The following is an 18,497-nucleotide window of genomic DNA, read 5'->3' on the forward strand; positions in this document are numbered from 1 at the left end:
GCTTCTCCCCGCTCAGGCCGAGAAGGACTTGGCGAAGCCGTCGAGGAAGGCGACGAGCTTCTCCTCGGTCGGCTTCTTGATCTCGCGGTCGCTACGGATCGCCTCGAGGATCGAGGGGTCGCGCGACTTCAGCTCGGAGAGCATCCGCCGCTCGAACTCGCCGACCGCCGAGACCGGCAGCTTGTCGAGATAGCCGCGCGTGCCGGCGAAGAGCGAGACGACCTGCTCGTCCACCGGGACCGGCTTGTACTGCGGCTGCTTCAGCAGCTCGGTCAGGCGCGCGCCACGGGCCAGCAGCGCCTGAGTCGAGGCGTCGAGATCCGAGGAGAACTGCGCGAAGGCCGCCATCTCGCGGTACTGCGCCAGCTCCAGCTTGATGCGGCCGGCAACCTGCTTCATCGCCTTGATCTGCGCGGCGGAGCCGACGCGCGAGACCGAAAGCCCGACATTCACCGCCGGGCGGATGCCTTTGAAGAAGAGCTCCGTCTCGAGGAAGATCTGCCCGTCCGTGATCGAGATCACGTTGGTCGGGATATAGGCCGAGACGTCGCCCGCCTGGGTCTCGATGACCGGAAGGGCGGTCAGCGAGCCGTTGCCGAAGTCGTCGTTCATCTTGGCCGCGCGCTCGAGCAGGCGCGAGTGCAGGTAGAAGACGTCGCCCGGATAGGCCTCGCGGCCCGGCGGACGGCGCAGCAGCAGCGACATCTGGCGGTAGGCGACGGCCTGCTTGGACAGGTCGTCATAGAAGATGACCGCATGCATGCCGTTGTCGCGGAAGAACTCGCCCATGGCGCAGCCGGTATAAGGCGCCAGGAACTGCAGCGGCGCCGGCTCGGAGGCGGTGGCGGCGATGACGATCGAGTACTCGAGCGCGCCGTTCTCCTCCAGGGTGCGGACCAGCTGGGCGACGGTCGAGCGCTTCTGCCCGACGGCGACATAGATCGTGTAGAGCTTCTTGCTCTCGTCCGTGCCGGCGTTGATGCCCTTTTGGTTGATGATGGTGTCGATGATGACCGCGGTCTTGCCGGTTTGGCGGTCGCCGATGATCAGCTCGCGCTGGCCGCGGCCGATCGGGATCAGGGCGTCGATCGCCTTGATGCCGGTCTGCATCGGCTCATGCACGGACTTGCGCGGGATGATGCCCGGCGCCTTCACCTCGACGCGGGTGCGCGTCACGTCGGTGAGCGGGCCCTTGCCGTCGATCGGGTTGCCGAGGCCATCGACCACGCGGCCGAGCAGGCCGCGGCCGACCGGCACGTCGACGATGTCGCCGGTGCGCTGGACGGTGTCGCCTTCCTTGATCTCGGCGTCGGAGCCGAAAACCACGATGCCGACATTGTCGGTCTCGAGGTTGAGCGCCATGCCGCGGATGCCGGCGGACGGGAAGAGCACGAGCTCGCCCGCCATCACGTTCTGCAGCCCGTAGACGCGGGCGATGCCGTCACCCACGGTAAGCACGGTGCCGACCTCGGCCACGTTCGCCTCGGCATCGAAGCCGGCGATCTGCTGCTTGAGGATCTCGGAGATCTCGGCGGGACGGATTTCCATGGTCAGGCGGCCCCCTTCATCGCGTACTGCAGACGCTGCAGCTTGGATTTGATGCTGTTGTCGTAGAGCCGGGAGCCGATCCGCACGATCAGCCCGCCGAGGATCGAGGGATCCACCTGCTCCGTGAGTTTGATGCCGGAATACCCGGCTTCTGTCAGGCGGGCGGCGATCTGCGCCCGCTGGGTGTCGGTCAGCGCATGGGCGCTGGTGACCTCGGCCACCTGCTGGCCGCGCCGCGCGGCGAGCTGGGCGCCGAAGGAGGCGGCGACCTGCGGCAGCAGGGCGAGGCGGCGGTTGCCGATCAGCACGCCGACCATGTTCCGCACCTCCTGCCCCGTCCCGACACGGTCGAGGACCGCAAAGGTCCCCTTGCGTTGGGCGACAGAGTCGAGGCGCGGATCGGCGATGAAGCTGCGGAAATCCGCATCCTGGCCCCAGAGCGAAGCGAGGGAGTCCATGTCACCGGCGATGCGGTCGAGCGCGCCGGGGTCGGTCGCGCGCCGATCGTCGGCGAGGCCCAGCATGGCCAACGCATAACGCGCGGCGAGGCCGGTCGGGGTGGGCGCCTTGGGCGCGTCGGAGGCGATGGTCTCGGCAGAGGCCACGGGCGATCCCGGTCCTGTTCCTGGTGGTGCGCATGCGCGGGTCCGCGGCAGGGTCGCCCCTCGCGGCGGGCGGGCTTTACCATGGGGTTTACAGCCCCGCAATCCGCGCCGGCGGGCCGAAATCACTCCATCGCGCAGCATTTTCGGCAGCCACGCGCCCGTGGCGGGGCCGCGCGGGAGGCTTCGCCCGACGCATCGGAGGCGCGGGCGTTGGGTCGCAGAAGCTCCGGTCGCTTCAGGCGTAGCCGATCAGCACCGTCTTCGCCGCGATGGCAGCAAGCGCCGCTGCAACCGCCGCCGTCGTCACGCCACGCGAAGCAAGGCCGGCATAGGCCACGGCACCCGCGATCAGTGCCCAGGCGGCGATTTCGGTAGCGTCGAGGATGGGCATGGCGCAGTCCTCCCTGGGATGAATTACTTGTAGGTAACCTACATACCATGTCCCGGCGACGCCCTGCGAGCGGAATCAAAGGAAGCTGACCGGATCCACATCGACCTGGACGCGGACGCTGTTCGGCACCGGCACCCGCGCCAGCCACTCCCGCAGGATGGGCTGCACCGCGACCTCCCGCCTCGTCTTCAGCAGCAGTCGCCGCCGGTGCCGGCCGCGCAGCAGGGCGAGCGGCGCCGGCGCGGGGCCGAGCACCTGCACCCCCTCCCCGCCCGGCGCAGCGAGGCCGAGGTCGCGGGCGGTGCGGTCCGCTTCCCGCTCGTCCTCGGAACTCACGATCAGCGCGGCGAGACGGCCGAAGGGCGGCCAGTGGCCGGGCCGGCGAATCGCCGCCTCCTCCGCCATGAAGGCGTCGAGGTCGCCCGAGATGAGCGCCCCCATCACCGGATGCTCCGGGCTGAAACTCTGCAGCAGCACGCGGCCCGGCGCCTCGGCCCGGCCGGCGCGGCCGGCGACCTGGTGGAGCAGCTGCACCGTCCGCTCCGCGGCGCGCAGGTCGCCGCCGGCGAGGCCGAGATCGGCGTCGACCACCCCTACCAGCGTGAGGTGGGGGAAGTGCCAGCCCTTGGCAACGATCTGGGTGCCGATGATGAGGTCCACCTCCCGGTCCTGAATCTGCTGCGCAGCCATCCCCGCCGCGGCGGGGCCGGGAAGCGTATCGCTCGCCATGACCAAGCGCCGGGCCTCCGGCCAATACGCGGCGGCCTCTTCCAGCACCCGCTCCACGCCGGGGCCGACGGCGACCAGGCTGTTGGCGGTGCCGCATTCGGGGCATTCGGCCGGCGGCGCCTCGGCATGGCCGCAATGATGGCACTGGAGCTGACGGCGGGCGCGGTGCTCCACCAGCCAGGCGGTGCAATTCGGGCAGCGCATCCGGTGGCCGCAGTGCCGGCAGAGCGTCAGCGGCGCATAGCCGCGGCGGTTGAGGAAAAGCATGGCCTGCTCGCCGCGCTCCAGCGTCGCGGTCACGGCCTCGATCAGCGGCGGGGAAAGGAAGCGGCCTCGCTCCGGCGGGGTGCGGCGCAGGTCGATCGTCTCCACCGCCGGCAGGCTAGCGCCGCCATGGCGCTCGGGCAGGTCCAGCGCCTCGTAGCGGCCGGTCTCGGCGTTGGTGAGGCTCTCCAGCGAGGGCGTCGCCGAGACCAGCACGCAGGAGGCCGAGGCCATCCGGGCGCGGACCACGGCCATGTCGCGGGCGTTGTAGACGACGCCGTCCTCCTGCTTGAAGGCCGTCTCGTGCTCCTCGTCGACGATGATGAGGCCGAGATCGGGGAAAGGCAGGAAAAGGGCGGAGCGGGCGCCGACCACGACCGGCGCCTCCCCTTCCGCCACGGCGCGCCAGGTGTCGCGGCGGGTGCGCGGCGTCACCTCGGAATGCCAAAGGGCGGGGGCGACGCCGAAGCGCGCCTTGAACCGCTCCAGCCATTGCGCCGAGAGGGCGATCTCCGGCAGCAGGACCAGCGCCTGGCGGCCTTGGCGCAGCGCTTCCGCCACCGCATCCAGATAGACCTCGGTCTTGCCGGAGCCGGTGACGCCGGTCAGCAGCGTCACGGCGAATTGCCGGGCGGCGACCTTGGCGACGAGGCGCGCCGCCGCCGCCGCCTGGGCGCCGCCGAGCTTCGGGCCGGGATGCTCCGGGTCGGGCCGGTTGAACCGGCTGGCATGGGGCAGGAGCGCCGGGCGGATCAGCCCGTTATCCGCCATGCCGCGCAGCACGCCGAGCGAGACGCCGGCCGCCTCGGCGAGCGGCGCCCCGGCATAGACCCGGCCGGGCTGCATCTGCGCCAGCACGCGCTGCCGCTCCGGCGTCATCCGCGGCTGGCGGTTGGAACCGGGGCCGGCCAGCGTCCAGCCGGCCTGCTGGGTCGGCGGCTCCAGCGCGGCGGTGGAGCCCATCGCCATGCGCAACACAGCGCCGGGCGGGCTAAGCGTATAGGCCGCCACCCAGTCGATGAAGCGGCGGAGGCTCGGCGTCATGGGCGGGGCAGGCAGCACGCCGGTGATGGGCTTCAGCCGGTGATCGGCCACCGGCTGCGCCTCGCTCTCCTCCCCGGCATCCCAAGCCACGCCAATCATCGGCCTGTGATTGAGTGAGGCAGTCACAAAATCGCCTGGATGGATATCCAGCTCCGGCGGCACGCGATAATCGTAGGCTCCCGACAGAGGGAGCGGCAAAAGTACCTTGACCCGTTGCGCGGAAAACACAGGTGGCGTGTCCTTCATATCGCGCCGCTTCCCCGAACCGGCCTGCATCGGCTATCCTAATACTAAGCAATTAGGCAACGATTTCAGGTCTTTGAGTCCCTTCGGCCCAGCCGGCCGAGCCCACATCCAACGCGGCCCCCTGAGGGGTTCGCCTGAGGGCCTATCTGCATGAAGTTCTTCGTCGACACTGCCGAGGTAGCCGAGATCCGCGCCTTGTCCGAAGCCGGGCTGGTGGATGGGGTCACCACCAACCCTAGCCTCATCGCCAAATCCGGGCGGAAGATGGCGGAGGTGATCGCCGAGATCTGCGAGATCACCCCCGGCCCGGTCTCCGCCGAGGTCACCGCCACGGATTTCGACACCATGCTGGCCGAGGGCCGCTTCCTCCGCGGCATCGCCAAGAATGTCGCGGTGAAGGTGCCGCTGACCGAGGCCGGGCTCAGCGTCTGCCGCAGCCTCGCCGACGAGGGCACGAAGGTGAACGTCACCCTCTGCTTCTCCGCGGCCCAGGCGCTGCTCGCCGCCAAGGCGGGGGCGGCCTACATCTCGCCCTTCGTCGGCCGGCTCGACGACATCGCCTATGATGGCATGCTCCTCATTGCGGACATCCTCAAGATATACCGAAACTACTCCTATTTTAAGACAGAAGTCCTGGTCGCGTCCATCCGCCACCCGGTCCATCTGGTCGAGGCTGCGAAGCTCGGCGCGGAGGTGGCGACGCTGCCGCCGAATGTCATCCGCCAGCTCTTCAAGCATCCGCTGACCGATCGCGGGCTGGACAGCTTCCTGGCCGATTGGCGCAAGACGGGCCAGAGCATTCTGTGAACGCCGTACCCATGCCCGGCGCTGAACTGGTGCTGCTGCCGGCACCTGACGCTGCCCCCCTGCCCGTCGCGCCCCCGGCACCCGAGGCCGTGGCCGCCTTCCTCCGGGCCAATCCCGACTTCCTGGCGGAACGGCCGGACCTGTTCCGCGCCCTCACACCGCCGCAGCGCATCCATGGCGAGCGCCTGGCCGACCACATGGCGGCGATGCTGGCCGCCGAGCGCCGCCGCATCCGTTCGCTGGAGGCGGAGGTGGATGCCGCCGTCACCGCCGGGCGGGCCGGCCACGGCCTGTCCATCCGCGTCCGCCTCGCCGTGCTGGCGCTGATGCGGGCGCAGGACGTGGTGGAGACGGTGACGGAGGAGCTGCCGGCGCTGCTCGGCGTCGAGAGCTGCACCCTGCTCGCCGAAACGCCGGACCGCCGCGGCGTGCCGAAGCTACCGCGCGGCATGGTGGCGGCGCTGCTCGGCCCCGGAAAGGACGCGCTCGTGCGGCCGGCACCGACCGATATCGAGCTGCTGCACCAGGAAGCCGCCTCCCTCGTCATGCGGGATGCGCTGGTGCGGGTGCCGGTCTGGACCGGGCATCCGACGCTGATGACGCTCGGCGCACGGGACCCGCAGGCCCTGCCGACCCGGCAGGCGACGGCGACTCTCGCCTTCCTCGGCCGCGCGGTGGCGGCGGCGCTGGCCCGCTGACCGAGGCGCGGCAGCTCGCCGCCGGCTATCTGGACTGGCTGGCGCGGGAGCGCCGGGCGGCAGCGAATACGGTCGAGGCCTATGGGCTCGACCTCCGCGACTTCCTCGTCTTCCTGACCGGGCATCTGGGGGAGGAGCCGGACCTCGCGGCCCTCGCCGCCCTGCGGCCGGCCGATATCCGCGCCTTCCTCGCTGCCCGGGCCAATGCCGGGGCGGGGAATGCGACGCGGGCACGGCAGCTTGCCGCCATCCGCGGCTTCCTCCGCCACCTAGCGAAGACCAGGGGGCTGGCACCGCTCGCCATCGCCAATATCCGCGGGCCACGGGCCAGGCCGCCGGTGCCGCGGGCGCTCACGCCGGAGCAGGCGAAGGAGGTGGCGGCCCGCACCGGCAGCATCCATCAGCCCGGCCATGCCGAGCGCCCGGCCGAGCAGGCGGCGCGGGACGTGGCACTCTTCACCTTGCTCTATGGCTGCGGGCTGCGGATCAGCGAGGCGCTGGCCCTCGACGTGCGGGATGCCCCCCTGCCCGGCAGCCAGGCGGCGCTCCGCGTCCTGGGCAAGGGCGGCAAGGAGCGGCTGGTGCCGGTCCTGCCGGCGGTGCGGGAGGCGGTCGCCGCCTATCTACGCGAGCGCGGCAACCCGCCGCCGGAGGCGCCGCTGTTCCGCGGGGCGCGTGGGGCGCGGCTCAGCCCCACGGTCGCGGAGCGGTGCATGCAGCATTACCGCCGCCTCTCCGGCCTGCCGGAACATGCAACGCCGCATGCGCTGCGGCACTCCTTCGCCACCCATCTGCTGGGCGGCGGGGCCGACCTGCGGGCGATCCAGGAACTGCTGGGCCATGCCAGCCTTTCCACCACCCAACGCTACACCAAGGTGGATGCGGCGGCGTTGCTCGAGACCTGGCGGCGGGCGCATCCCCGCGCGGGGTGACGTGACGCAGGGGCCGCCCGCGACTATGGTGCGGCCGACCCGACTTCCCATTGAGGACCGCCGATGCGCGACGGCAAGATCACCCAATACACCCCGAAGCTCATCGAGGGCGTGACCCCGGTGCAGCGGATCGAGGTGACCAGCCGCAAGGTGCCCTGCGATGGCGAGGTGGCGGGCCCCGGCCTCGGCCATCCCCGAGTCTGGCTGCCGATGAATCCCAACCAGGACCAGGTGACCTGCCCCTACTGCTCCATCACCTATGTGCTGAAGGCGGGCGCGGGTGGCGACGACCATCACTGAAGAGGCCGCCGTCCCGGTCGCGGCGCCGGGGACCCGGCATCTCGTCCTGGTCGATGGCTCGGGCTACATCTTCCGGGCCTATCATGCCCTGCCGCCGATGACGCGGCCGGACGGCACGCCGGTGAATGCTGTGTTCGGCTTCACCCAGATGCTGTCCAGCTTCCTCGCCGAGCATCGCGGCAGCCACCTGGCCGTGGTCTTCGATGCCAGCCGCAGCACCTTCCGCAACGAGATCTTCCCCAACTACAAGGCCCACCGGCCGGAGCCGCCGGAGGAGCTGGTCCCGCAGTTCGCCCTCATCCGCGAGGCGACGGAAGCCTTCGGCGTCGCCCAGGTGGAGGCGCCGGGCTTCGAGGCCGACGACCTGATCGCCGCCTATGCCCGCGCCTTCCACGAGGCAGGCGGTGAGGTCACCATCGTCTCCTCCGACAAGGACCTGATGCAGCTGGTCCGGCCGGGCGTGCAGATGCTCGACCCGATCAAGCGAAAGCCGATCCGCGAGGCGGAGGTGGTCGAGAAATTCGGCGTGCCGCCGGGGAAGGTCATCGAGGTCCAGGCGCTGATCGGCGACCCGGTGGACAATGTCCCGGGCGTGCCGAAGATCGGACCGAAGACCGCGGCCGAGCTGATCCTCGCCTATGGCGATCTGGAATCGGTGCTGGCCAATACCGCGCAGATCAAGCAGCCGATGCGCCGGCAGAACCTTGAGCAATATGCCGAGCAGGCGCGGCTGTCGAAGCGGCTGGTGACGCTCGACGACCAGGCGCCGCTCACCGTGCCGATCGAGGCGCTGGCGGTCCGCCCGCCGGAGCCGGCCGCGCTCTCCAAATTCCTGGCCGACCAGGGCTTTCGCAGCGTCATCGCCCGGATGGGCCTCGGCGAGGCGGCGGGCGATGCGGCGACGCGGGCGCGGAACAGCGCCATCAGCGCCGCCCAGGCCGCGGCCGCCCCGGCGGCGCCGGCCGATCCCGCCGCGGTGCCCTTCGGCCCCTATGAGACGGTGGCGACGCCCGAGGCGCTCGCCGCCTGGATCGCCGAGGCGCGGGCCGCCGGCGTGATCGGCCTCGACACCGAGACGGACAGCCTCGATGCGCTGAAGGCCAATCTCGTCGGCGTCTGCCTCGCCACCGCGCCGGGCCGCGCCTGCTACATCCCGCTGCGGCATGTTTCGCCGGGGGTCAGCCAGGGCGACATGCTGGCGGAGCCGGGGAAGGTCGAGGGGCCGCCGCAAATTCCCTTCGCCGAGGCCATGGCGGCGCTGAAGCCGCTGCTGGAAGACCCGGCCGTGCTGAAGGTGCTCCAGCACGCCAAGTACGACCTCGAAGTGCTGGGCCGCGCGGAAAATGGCGGCATCGCCGTCGCCCCGATCGATGACACCATGCTCATCTCCTACGCCATGGAGGCGGGCAAGCATGGGCATGGCATGGATGAGCTCTCCCGCCTCCATTTGGACCATACGCCCGTTCCCTATGACCAAGTGACCGGCACCGGCCGCGCCCGGATCAGCTTCGCCGCCGTCCCCCTCGACAAGGCGACGGCCTATGCCGCCGAGGATGCCGACGTGACGCTCCGCCTCTGGCAGGTGCTGCGGCCGCGGCTGCGGGAGGATGGCGCGCTCGCCCTCTACGAACAGGTGGAGCGGCGGATGGTCGCGGTGCTGCGGAACATGGAGGTGGAGGGCATCAAGGTCGATGGCGCCGAGCTGGCCCGCATCGGCGAGGATTTCGTCGCCCGCATGGCGGTGCTGGAGGGTGAGATCCATGGCCTCGCCGGCCGGCCCTTCGCCGTCGGCTCGCCGAAGCAGCTGGGCGAGATCCTGTTCGACGAGATGAAACTGCCGGGCGGCCGCAAGGGCAAGTCCGGCGCCTGGGGCACCGATGCCGCGGTGCTGGAGGAGCTGGCGGCGCAGGGCACTCCTCTCGCCCGCAAGGTGCTCGACTGGCGGCAGCTCTCCAAGCTGAAATCGACCTATGTGGACGGGCTGACGGCGCAGCTCGACCCGCGCACCGGGCGCGTCCATACCGATTTCTCCATGGCCAACACGAGCACCGGCCGCCTCGCCTCGACAGAGCCGAACCTGCAGAACATCCCGGTCCGCACCGAGGAGGGCCAGCGCATCCGCCGCGCCTTCGTCGCCGACCCGGGCCACGTGCTGATGTCGGCCGACTATTCGCAGATCGAGCTGCGGCTGCTGGCCCACATGGCCGACGTGCCGGCGCTGCGCGAGGCCTTCGAGACCGGGCAGGACATCCACTCGCGCACGGCGGCCGACATCTTCCGCCTTGCACCGGATGCGGTGGACCGCGAGGCGCGGCGGCGTGCCAAGACCATCAATTTCGGCATCATATACGGCATGTCGGCCTTCGGCCTGGCCGGGCGGCTCGGCATCGGCGCGGGCGAGGCCAAGGGCATCATCGACGCCTATTTCGGCCAGTATCCCGGCATCCGCGCAGCGATGGAGCGGCTGAAGGAGGAGGCGCGGCTGCGCGGCTATGTCTCCACCTCCTTCGGACGGCGGCTCTGGATCCAGGATATCGGCACCAAGGACCCAGTGCGCCGGGCCGGGGCCGAGCGGGCGGCGATCAACGCCCCCTTCCAGGGCGGGGCCGCCGAGATCATCAAGCGCGCCATGGTCCGCCTGCCGCGGGCCCTGACGGAAGCGGGCCTCCAGGCGCGGCTTCTGCTCCAGGTGCATGACGAGTTGGTGCTGGAGGTGCCGGAGGCGGAGGTGGAGCCGACCGCCGCTCTCGTCCGCCAGGTGATGGAAGGCGTCGCCACCCTTCGCGTTCCCCTCGCCGTCGAGGTCGGAACCGGGCGGAGTTGGGCGGAGGCCCATTAATGCAATCAGTCACGATACCAACCTCTCTTTAATGTGATATGGTGGCGGCGGCGCGGCATTGCCCGTCGCCGCAACTTTTCGGAGATGGCGTGATGATGGGGGCTGCGGACCTGGCCCGGCCCGGCTGGCCGCGGACGAGGCTGCCGATGTCGCTACGGCTGCTGCTTCTCGCTTCGCTGGCCGTGCCGCTCGGTTTCCTCCTCGGTGCCGCCTGGTATGACCATCACCGCCTTCATGCCCAGGCCCATGCCGACCTGACCCGGCTTTCGGCCATCGCCCGCGAGCATGCGCTGAAGGTGGTCGAAACCAATGCCCTGGTCCTCGACCACATGGCGGACCGCATCCGCGGCCTGAGCTGGGACGAGGTCGAGGCTCGCGGCCAGGATATCCATCGCTGGCTGCACGGCCTGGACGACGGGTTGGCGCAGATCAGCTCGCTGCATCTCGTCCGGCCCGACGGGCAGGTGGCGGCGCTCAGCATCGCCTGGCCGACGCCGCCCCTCTCGATCGCGGGGCGCGCCCATTTCCGCCGCCTGCGCGAGGGGGAGCGAGGCCTCGTCTTCGGCGAGCCGATGCTGGCGCGGCTGACCGGCATCGTCACCTTCGCCATCGCCCGGCGGCGTGTGAGTGCGGACGGTCAGTTCGACGGTGTCCTCCTGGGCTCCGTCCTACCCGGCTATTTCCAGGCGCAATGGCACGCGATGGACCCGGAGGGCCAGGCCAGCTTCGCCCTGCTGCGGACCGACGGGCAGGTGCTCGCCAGCCATCCCTCCGCCGGCAATGGCCTGTTCGACCCGCCGGAGCCCGGCACCGTGCCGGAGGCCGTCCGCCATCCGAGCAATACCGGCCCGGCGATCGAGCGATTCGGCGAGAGACGGGAATGGCTGACCGCCTTCCGTCAGGTCGGAGAGTATCCGCTGGTGGTCTCCGTCACCCTCTCGCTCGACCAGATCCGGGCCCAATGGCTGACCAACACGGCCTGGACCGCGACATTCTGCCTGACTGTCGCGCTCGCGCTCGGCTTCACCACATGGCTGGCGATTCGTCGCTGGCGCTCCGAGCAGGCGGTGCTGTTCCGGCTGAGCCAGAGCCGCGACGAGCTGCGCGCCGAGATAGTCCGGCGCGAGGCGGCGGAGGCCGGGCTGTTCCAGGCACAGCGGCTGGAATCCCTCGGCCGGCTGACCGGCGGCGTGGCGCACGACTTCAACAACCTGCTGACCGCCATCCTCGGCACCGTGCATCTGCTGGAGCGGCATCTCGGCGGCGCCGATGAACGAACGCGGAAATATCTCGGCATGGCGCGGGACGCGGTGCAGCGTGGGGCCCGGCTGAATGCCAGCCTGCTGGCCTTCGCCCGGCAGCAGAGGCTGCATGCCGCGAGCCTCGACGCAAACGAGCTGGTGCGAGGCTTCGCCCCGCTCATCCAGCGCGCGCTCGGCGAGGCGGCGAGGCTCGTGGTGGAGGCCGATCCGGATCTGCCACCCTGCCGGGCTGATGCCGCGCAGCTCGAGGCGGCGCTGCTGAACCTCGCCATCAATGCGCGGGATGCGATGCCACGCGGCGGCACGGTGACGCTCTCGACCCGGACGGCCTGGCTGGAAGAGGAACGGCTGGCCGGCAACTCCGATGCGAAGCCGGGGCTGTATGTCGCCCTTGTCCTCCGCGACACCGGCACGGGCATGCCGCCCGAGGTGCAGGAGCGGGCCTTCGAGCCGTTCTTTACCACCAAGCCGCTCGGCAAGGGGACGGGGCTCGGCCTCTCGCAGGTCTTCGGCTTCATCCGCCAGCTGGGAGGCCATGTGGCGATCGGCAGCGCCCCGGGCGAAGGCACGACGGTGACGCTCTTCCTGCCCGCCGCGGCCGAGGCGCCGGCGCAGGAGCCCGGCCCGTCGAGCGTGGTGCCGGATCGCTTCCGCTCCGTCGCCCGTGCCACCGTGCTGTTGGTGGAGGATGACGGGCGGGTGCGCGAGGTCGCGGCGGAGACGCTGCGCGATGCCGGATTCCGCGTGATCGCCGTGCCGGATGCGCCGGAGGCCCTGGCCTTGCTCCAGGGCCGCGAGGCTTTCGACCTGCTGTTCAGCGACATCGTCATGCCCGGCGGCATGACGGGCATCGAGCTGGCGCAGCAGGCAAGGCACCTGCGCCCATTGCTGCCGGTGCTGCTGGCGACGGGGTATGCCGGCCTGGCGGAGGGTCCGGCCGACCATGGATTCGAGGTGCTGGCGAAACCCTACGACCAGGCCGCCCTGGTCCGCCGCATCGCCGAGCTGGTAATGGACCGGCAGCAGGTCGCTTGAGGGCGTTGCGCTCCGGGCCGCGGCCGATTATAGGGCTGCCCTCGACCAGGAGAGGTGGCGGAGTGGTCGATCGCGTCGGTCTCGAAAACCGAAGTACTCGCAAGGGTACCGTGGGTTCGAATCCCACCCTCTCCGCCAGCGAAGTAGGTTTTGTCAGGCTTTAAAGACGCCCCACCTCCTCAGTCCACAATTCAGTCCACAAACGCCGGATAGCAGGTCAGCGGGGCTACCCGACTAGGGCCTGTTGACGTTCAGCGTGAAGCGATGACGGCCGCTGCGAGATGGGTGGTGGCCGGACGGGTTCTGCCTTCCCTATTGCAAGCGCCTCGGTGCGCCACCAATTTTTGATCATCGCCCGCACGGACCCCGGCTGCGGGCGGCTGAGAGAGACGAGCGCTCCCGCCATATGCTGCGCGAGGAGCCGTCCTTTGGCTGCTTATCGACACCACCAGTCTGCTCCCGTCCGCAACGGCCTGCTTGCGGCGTTGCCGCCTGAGGACTTGGCCCGGCTGCGCCCCAGCTTGGAAGCCGTCGAGCTTCCGTTCGAAGAAACCCTCACCCCGGCGGGCGGTGTCGTGAACGCTGTGCTGTTTCCCGAGTCCGGCATGGTGTCGCTGCTAGCCACGCTTGAAGGCGACGGCCAGGTGGAGGTCGGCATCGTCGGCCGCGAAGGACTAATCGGCCTCCCCCTCGTCCTCGATGACGACCACTCCTTGGTGGAGGCCAGGGTGCAGCAGGAGGGAACGGCGCTGCGGCTGGACGCGGCGGCGCTCCGCGACGGGATGGGGGAGAGCGCGGCGCCCCGAACGGTGCTGCTGCGCTACGCCATGGCCTTCAACACGCAGGTGAGCCTGACCGCCGCGTGCAACACCTTCCACGTCGTCGAGCAGCGCCTTGCCCGCTGGCTGCTTACCGCCCACGACCGCGCGGACAGCGACGAGTTCCCCATGACCCACGACTTCCTGTCCGCCATGCTGGCGGTGCACCGCCCGCCCTGTCGGTGGCGGCCGGGGTGCTGCAAAAGGCTGGGCTGATCCGCTACGCCCGGGGCCGGATGGAGGTAACCGACCGGCCCGGCCTCGAAGCGGCGAGTTGCGAGTGCTACCACGTCGTGCGGCGCGAGTTCACCCGCCTGCTCGGCGGGTCCGGCCGCGTGCCGCCCGGCTAGGCGCGCATTCCTTTCCCCAGCCCGCCGTTCGAAACCGGACGGACGGCCGCACCGCGGCAGTTATGAGTGCCCGGTGCTTCCCGAGCGTGATGGTCCCCACCACCGACCCGGTCCGCGGAAGCCCGAGCAACGAGGGCGGTGTCCATGGGCGTGGGAAGTTCTCTCAGCAGCGCGGCTAAGCTCATCGGCAGGCGAATCCTCGTCGTCGAGGACGAGCCGCTGGTGTCCGTGCTCATCGAGGACGGGCTTCTCGATGCGGGCGCGAGCGTTGTAGGCCCTGTTGGCTCCGTGGATGACGCGCTGGCGCTGGTCGAGCGGGCAGCCTGCGATGGTGGCCTGAGCGCTGCGGTTCTGGACATAAATCTCGGAGGCGCGATGGTCTCGCCGGTCGCCGACCGTCTGGCCGCGCTCAACGTGCCGTTCCTTTTTGCCACCGGCTATGGCGAGGATGGTGACCGGGGAGCGTACGCGGCGGCGCGGGTCTTTAGTAAAGCCGTTCGACCCCGACACGTTGGTCGCTGCCGTCGAGGAGCTGACTGCCAAGAGGTGACGGCCTGCACCTGCGACCTGCGCTGGGGCCGTGGCGCAAACCAGCGCGGGTGATCTGCCTGTTATTGATCCGGCTTAGGCGATCTTGAATCAGGCGGCGTAGCGGAAGGTCTTGTGGCCGAAGAAGCTGCGGACGCGGTCGGGCAGCTTGGACAGCCGGCGCATGTGGCCGAGAACGGCACGCTTGAGCTGCGCCTTGCTACGTACCGGCGCCTTGCCGGTGACCGCCTGCTTCAGCTCGCCGTTGAGCCCCTCGTCCGGGTTCAGCTTGGGGCTGTAGCCGGGGAGATAGAAAACCTCGATCTCGGCCTCGCGCTCGGCCAGCCAGTCTCGGACCTTGGCCGAGCGGTGGACCGGCAGGCGGTCGAGGATGAGGAAGACCTTCTGATCGACCTCGCGGACCAGGCGAGTGAGGAAGCGAAGCAGGTCCGGCGCCTTGATCGCGCCGTCCAGCACCATCCAGCGCAGCTCGCCCTTGTTGGTCACCGCGGAGATCAGACCGAGGTTGGCCCGCCTGTGGTTGACCCGCACTTCCGGCGTACGGCCCGGGGGCGCATAGCCGCGTCCGCGCACGTCGTCGGAACGCAGGCCGGTCTCGTCACCCCAGAAGATGGCGCCGCCCTCAGCCTTGGCTCGGGCAGCAATGGCCGGGTAGTCCCGCCGCAGCCAGCGCCGGACCGCGGCCGGGTCCTGCTCATGGGCTCGCCGCAGTGGCTTCTGCGCGGTGAAACCCCAGCGCGCTAGGTAGGTGCCCATCGTGCGCACCGCCAGCCGCACCCCGAAGCGCAGCCAGATCAGCTCGCTCACTGCCGCCCGGCTCCAGAGCGCAAACGGCAGGTCCAGCTCGTCAGGCGTGTGCTGCTGGACCAGCGCGCGGGTCTCCGCTTCCTGCCCGGCAGCAAGGAAACGGCCATACCCTGGCTCGGGCCCGCGCGAACCAGTCTTCAACCCGGCCGTTCCCCGCTCAGCATACCGCTTGCAGATGTCGAACACCCCAGTCTGGGTCAGCCCAACCTGCTCCGCAATCGCACCGTAGGTCAGGCCGGCCTGGCGTAGGCCAACCACCTGTCGCCGACGTTCCTCTTGCGCTGCCGCCGGCAGCTTGCGCATGTCCACATGCTTCATAACCCCAAACTGGGCGGATCCTACTTGCCTTCAAAACCGCCCAGGCCGGATCAATAACGTTCAGCGTGATGCAATCACCGCTGCCGCGAGGTGGACGGTAGCGTCGTAGCTGGCGTCGGTCTTGTCGTAGCGGGTGGCGACAGCCCTGAACTCCTTGAGCTTGGCGAAGGTGTTCTCGATCAGGTGGCGCCAGCGGTACATGTCGCGGTCGAAGCTGATGGCTGCCTTACGGTTGCCCTTGGGTGGAATCACCGCGGCGGCGCCGCGAGCGTCGAGATCGGCCCTGAGCCAGTCGGCGTCGAAGGCCCTTTCGCCGAGCAGAGCGCCAAAGGCGATGTCTTCGATCAGCGGCGGCACGCCGATACTATCGTGCCGCTGGCCGGGCAGCAGGACGAAGCGCACTAAGTTGCCGAGCGCATCGACCAAGGCGACGAACTTGGTGGTCAGCCCGCCGCGCGAGCGGCCGATAGCCTGATGCTGAGTCCCCCCTTTCGCATCACTCGCCTTCTGGTGCGCGGAGACGATGGTGCCGTAGATCAGGGCGTATTCGAAATCCGACTTATCCGATACCTGCTGGAACAGCCGCTTGAAGACCCCCGGCCCGCACCCAGCGGCGGAACCGCTGGAACACGCTGTTCCAGCGACCGAACTTATTCGGCAGGTCGCGCCACGGCGCTCCCGTCCGCACGCGCCACAACACAGCTTCCAAGAACAGTCGGTTGTCCTTGCCCGTCGCTCCCGGGTCCGTCGCCTTACCCGGCAACAGCAAGGCAACTTTTGCCCAGACCGCATCGCTGACCACAAACCGCACCTGATCCATTCCATTCATCACGCCGCCAAAGCGGGGCTTGAATCACGGCTGGACAGCCACGGGAATCCTAAACGTCAACAGGCCCTAGTTGCCGCTTCCGTGGATTTGAGAAGGTGACAAACGCCAAAGGCGGTAGCCACCCAGCGCCCAGATCGCGCGGCTACCTTCCGGATCCCATGCGGGGTTATGGCCCGGTGTCGCGACGACAAATGTCACGTGCTCGGTGGCCAGCCTTGTCATGGCAGCTTCGGTATCGGTTTCACGCTCCGAGTCGGCAAGAGCGGCCATTCGATGCTTGGCTATCGATCTGCGCGGTTCCCCCGATCGCTGCATCATTTCTGCACGGGAAACATAGGCGGGGACGCCGCTGACGCTCAGCACGAGCGTCGCTTCATCGTAGAGCGAAGCGTTGGATGGCGTGCCGTAGATCGCGAAAGTATCGCCGGTCTTCGCCAGGGCGCGAAGTTCCCGTGCCGCCGCGAGAAGGCCTGACGGGATTTCGAGAGCGATGAAGCTTGTTCCCCAGGCCATCCGTGGAAGTGTCGTCCCCGGCAGCCAGAACACCGCAGAGCCGAGCGCGGCCACGGCGCCTATCCCCGTGAGTAGCGGCGAAGCCAGGGCAGGTGCAAGGCGCACCGCCAATGCCGCGCACCAACTCATCGAGATCGCGACCACGAGAACGAACCCCCGGTGCCGGAAATCCGTGAAATCGCCGTGATACGGCGTCGGCGCGAGCATCATCATCAAAACTGCCCAGCCAATCACCAGGAACGGCTGGGCGTCGAGCAGCGTGAGGCGACGGCGCAGGGCGGCCGCCGCCGTCCCCAACAGCAACAAGACAAGCCAGATGCCCGCCATGCCGAGAAGCGCCAGGGACAGACCGATTGGGAGGGCTCCGATTGGAGTCAGCGCTTTCGTAAGCTGGGGATAAAAACCGTCGTAACCAGTCGGCGGGTTCGCCTGGTGCAGGAATTCCATGAAGCGCGTCAGGAAAACGGCAAGACTGCTCTGCTCGATCTCCCGTCGCGCAATCCACAGCAGCGCGGCGATGCCGAAGGGCAATCCAAGGGCCAGCGTCGCGATGCGCATTCGGAGGGTGAACCGGGGCACGGGGATCAGGAGCCACATCATTGCGATCAAGGGCGGCATGAGCCAGACGAAGACGTGCGCGCGCAGCAGGAAGCAGCTTGCCATCGCCAGCAGGCTGAGAAGAAGGGTTCCATTTCCATCGCCGGCTTGCCATCGGGCAAGCAGGGCAATGCTCATCATCGCTACGGGCAGGGCGAAAAGCGTGCCTGGCGAGGTTTCCAGCATCCAGTGGAAGGAGAGGAAGCCCTGCTGCAGCCAGTAGGCGGAGGGGTCGGGGATTACGGCGAGCGCGAGCAGCGCGAGTGCCCCGCCGGCGATGCCGGCCAGCGCCCTGCCGAGGGCGAGGAATCCAAGCGCCGTCATCGTCGCGCCGAGGGGCAGCCAAAAGGATGTCACGACATCGAGCGGCCCGACGAGGCCGAGGCGCACCGGCAGGGCTCCGAAGGCGTGCGACGCCATGTGGTAAAGCACGAAGGGGACGCGCGCGAGCGCGATGTCTCCGCCCCCAATCGCCCTCGGATCGCCGAGATGCGCGATGACCCCGGCATGGACGAAGACATCGAGCCACATCTGCAGGCGGGCGCCGGAAAGGAATGCGGCGTAGCGACCGCTGGCATCGAGCGACCACAAGGCGGCGAAGCCGAAGGCGGCCAGCAGGGCGAGAAGATAGGGACCCGAGCGCTCTTCCTCGGCGGTCGGGCCGGCAAGACCGAGTAGGCCGACAGGTAGCATCGCCAGCGACCATAGGATATCTCCTCCCCCTAGCACATTCGGCAGAAGCAGGAGATGGGCGACGAAGGCCAGGCCCAGAAGCATCGCCATTTCGGTCGCGAGGTGCACACCCGTCACACGGCTCAGCAGCCGGCCCCAGCCGATCGCGCAGAGCACAAGGCCCGAGGCCAGGATCGCGAGGTAAAGGCGATCACCCGGCACGGCATTCACGGCAACGACTAGGCCGATGAGAAAAGGTATCGGAAACAAACCGAATCGTGCGAGCAGGGCGGTACGTCGCGTGAACATGCCAGCCACGTCTATGGCAGTCGGCTGAAGACCGT

At 69.2% G+C, this 18,497-nt stretch carries 16 protein-coding genes, 1 tRNA gene and 1 pseudogene; 11 read left to right on the forward strand and 7 right to left on the reverse strand.

Features of this window, described 5'->3' with window-relative positions; translation table 11 throughout:
* Window positions 1-12 precede the first annotated feature (12 nt).
* The 4 genes from atpA to LH62_RS01265 all read right to left on the reverse strand — a co-directional run bounded on the left by atpA (window position 13) and on the right by LH62_RS01265 (window position 4,857).
* Entirely contained in the window at window positions 13-1,548 is a 1,536-nt protein-coding gene (gene atpA / locus LH62_RS01255; protein ID WP_043358759.1) for a F0F1 ATP synthase subunit alpha, read from the reverse strand.
* A gap of 2 nt (window positions 1,549-1,550) precedes the next feature.
* Complete coding sequence (atpH, locus tag LH62_RS01260) at window positions 1,551-2,153, reverse strand: ATP synthase F1 subunit delta (protein ID WP_236552436.1); 603 nt, start codon at window positions 2,151-2,153, stop codon at window positions 1,551-1,553.
* 235 nt (window positions 2,154-2,388) lie between these two features.
* On the reverse strand, window positions 2,389-2,544 hold the full coding sequence (locus tag LH62_RS30945; protein WP_160299750.1) for a hypothetical protein: 156 nt from the start codon (window positions 2,542-2,544) through the stop codon (window positions 2,389-2,391).
* A 75-nt stretch (window positions 2,545-2,619) separates the two neighbouring features.
* Window positions 2,620-4,857 carry a primosomal protein N' gene (locus LH62_RS01265; RefSeq protein ID WP_082012278.1) on the reverse strand — a complete coding sequence of 746 codons (2,238 nt, stop codon included), beginning with the start codon at window positions 4,855-4,857 and terminating at the stop codon, window positions 2,620-2,622.
* A gap of 120 nt (window positions 4,858-4,977) precedes the next feature.
* Here LH62_RS01265 and fsa point away from each other — a divergent pair, with 120 nt between their 5' ends.
* The 11 genes and pseudogenes from fsa to LH62_RS01310 all read left to right on the forward strand — a co-directional run bounded on the left by fsa (window position 4,978) and on the right by LH62_RS01310 (window position 14,471).
* Window positions 4,978-5,634, forward strand: a complete 657-nt coding sequence (gene fsa / locus LH62_RS01270) for a fructose-6-phosphate aldolase (protein WP_043358761.1) — start codon at window positions 4,978-4,980, stop codon at window positions 5,632-5,634.
* A gap of 11 nt (window positions 5,635-5,645) precedes the next feature.
* Window positions 5,646-6,332, forward strand: a complete 687-nt coding sequence (locus LH62_RS01275) for a DUF484 family protein (RefSeq protein ID WP_043358763.1) — start codon at window positions 5,646-5,648, stop codon at window positions 6,330-6,332.
* 29 nt (window positions 6,333-6,361) lie between these two features.
* A pseudogene (locus LH62_RS32575) lies at window positions 6,362-6,595 on the forward strand (site-specific integrase); the annotation flags it as partial.
* 75 nt (window positions 6,596-6,670) lie between these two features.
* Window positions 6,671-7,264, forward strand: a complete 594-nt coding sequence (locus tag LH62_RS32580; protein WP_369796734.1) for a tyrosine-type recombinase/integrase — start codon at window positions 6,671-6,673, stop codon at window positions 7,262-7,264.
* Between the two features lie 63 nt (window positions 7,265-7,327).
* Window positions 7,328-7,564, forward strand: a complete 237-nt coding sequence (locus LH62_RS01285; RefSeq protein WP_052213568.1) for a zinc-finger domain-containing protein — start codon at window positions 7,328-7,330, stop codon at window positions 7,562-7,564.
* Window positions 7,545-10,403 (forward strand): DNA polymerase I, encoded by a 2,859-nt coding sequence (gene polA / locus LH62_RS01290; protein WP_082012279.1) that lies wholly within the window; start codon window positions 7,545-7,547, stop codon window positions 10,401-10,403. The genes LH62_RS01285 and polA overlap by 20 nt, the downstream gene beginning before the upstream one ends.
* A gap of 92 nt (window positions 10,404-10,495) precedes the next feature.
* Window positions 10,496-12,700: a hybrid sensor histidine kinase/response regulator gene (locus LH62_RS01295; RefSeq protein WP_052213569.1), complete on the forward strand. Its 2,205-nt coding sequence runs from the start codon at window positions 10,496-10,498 to the stop codon at window positions 12,698-12,700.
* A gap of 48 nt (window positions 12,701-12,748) precedes the next feature.
* Window positions 12,749-12,838: transfer RNA gene (locus tag LH62_RS01300), tRNA-Ser, on the forward strand.
* Window positions 12,839-13,221: 383 nt separating this feature from the next.
* Window positions 13,222-13,734 carry a Crp/Fnr family transcriptional regulator gene (locus LH62_RS01305; protein WP_236552437.1) on the forward strand — a complete coding sequence of 171 codons (513 nt, stop codon included), beginning with the start codon at window positions 13,222-13,224 and terminating at the stop codon, window positions 13,732-13,734.
* A complete protein-coding gene (locus LH62_RS31735) occupies window positions 13,713-13,868 on the forward strand; it encodes a hypothetical protein (RefSeq protein ID WP_236552438.1) in 156 nt (51 codons plus the stop codon). Before LH62_RS01305 ends, LH62_RS31735 begins: the two co-directional genes overlap by 22 nt.
* Before the next feature lie 222 nt (window positions 13,869-14,090).
* Window positions 14,091-14,471, forward strand: a complete 381-nt coding sequence (locus LH62_RS01310; protein WP_236552439.1) for a response regulator — start codon at window positions 14,091-14,093, stop codon at window positions 14,469-14,471.
* A 36-nt stretch (window positions 14,472-14,507) separates the two neighbouring features.
* Here the strand turns inward: LH62_RS01310 and LH62_RS01315 are convergent, their stop codons facing one another.
* The 3 genes from LH62_RS01315 to LH62_RS01325 all read right to left on the reverse strand — a co-directional run bounded on the left by LH62_RS01315 (window position 14,508) and on the right by LH62_RS01325 (window position 18,462).
* Window positions 14,508-15,542: an IS630 family transposase gene (locus LH62_RS01315; protein WP_043358767.1), complete on the reverse strand. Its 1,035-nt coding sequence runs from the start codon at window positions 15,540-15,542 to the stop codon at window positions 14,508-14,510.
* A gap of 60 nt (window positions 15,543-15,602) precedes the next feature.
* A protein-coding gene (locus LH62_RS28890) for an IS5 family transposase (RefSeq protein WP_144404324.1) occupies window positions 15,603-16,362 on the reverse strand; the annotation gives its coding sequence in 2 pieces (ribosomal slippage) (window positions 15,603-16,139 and window positions 16,141-16,362; 759 coding nt in all).
* 75 nt (window positions 16,363-16,437) lie between these two features.
* Entirely contained in the window at window positions 16,438-18,462 is a 2,025-nt protein-coding gene (locus tag LH62_RS01325) for a hypothetical protein (RefSeq protein WP_144404325.1), read from the reverse strand.
* Window positions 18,463-18,497 lie beyond the last annotated feature (35 nt).

The sequence above is a fragment of the Belnapia sp. F-4-1 genome, assembly GCF_000802185.1.
Taxonomy (GTDB): domain Bacteria; phylum Pseudomonadota; class Alphaproteobacteria; order Acetobacterales; family Acetobacteraceae; genus Belnapia.

What these genes read in the sequence shown, in the direction of transcription:
- atpA (WP_043358759.1), bottom strand. Translation starts at nt 1,548, where the DNA reads ATGGAAATCCGTCCCGCCGAGATCTCCGAGATCCTCAAGCAGCAGATC.
- LH62_RS30945 (WP_160299750.1), bottom strand. Translation starts at nt 2,544, where the DNA reads ATGCCCATCCTCGACGCTACCGAAATCGCCGCCTGGGCACTGATCGCG.
- LH62_RS01265 (WP_082012278.1), bottom strand. Translation starts at nt 4,857, where the DNA reads ATGCAGGCCGGTTCGGGGAAGCGGCGCGATATGAAGGACACGCCACCT.
- fsa (WP_043358761.1), top strand. Translation starts at nt 4,978, where the DNA reads ATGAAGTTCTTCGTCGACACTGCCGAGGTAGCCGAGATCCGCGCCTTG.
- LH62_RS01275 (WP_043358763.1), top strand. Translation starts at nt 5,646, where the DNA reads ATGCCCGGCGCTGAACTGGTGCTGCTGCCGGCACCTGACGCTGCCCCC.
- LH62_RS01285 (WP_052213568.1), top strand. Translation starts at nt 7,328, where the DNA reads ATGCGCGACGGCAAGATCACCCAATACACCCCGAAGCTCATCGAGGGC.
- LH62_RS01295 (WP_052213569.1), top strand. Translation starts at nt 10,496, where the DNA reads ATGATGGGGGCTGCGGACCTGGCCCGGCCCGGCTGGCCGCGGACGAGG.
- LH62_RS01315 (WP_043358767.1), bottom strand. Translation starts at nt 15,542, where the DNA reads ATGAAGCATGTGGACATGCGCAAGCTGCCGGCGGCAGCGCAAGAGGAA.
- LH62_RS01325 (WP_144404325.1), bottom strand. Translation starts at nt 18,462, where the DNA reads ATGTTCACGCGACGTACCGCCCTGCTCGCACGATTCGGTTTGTTTCCG.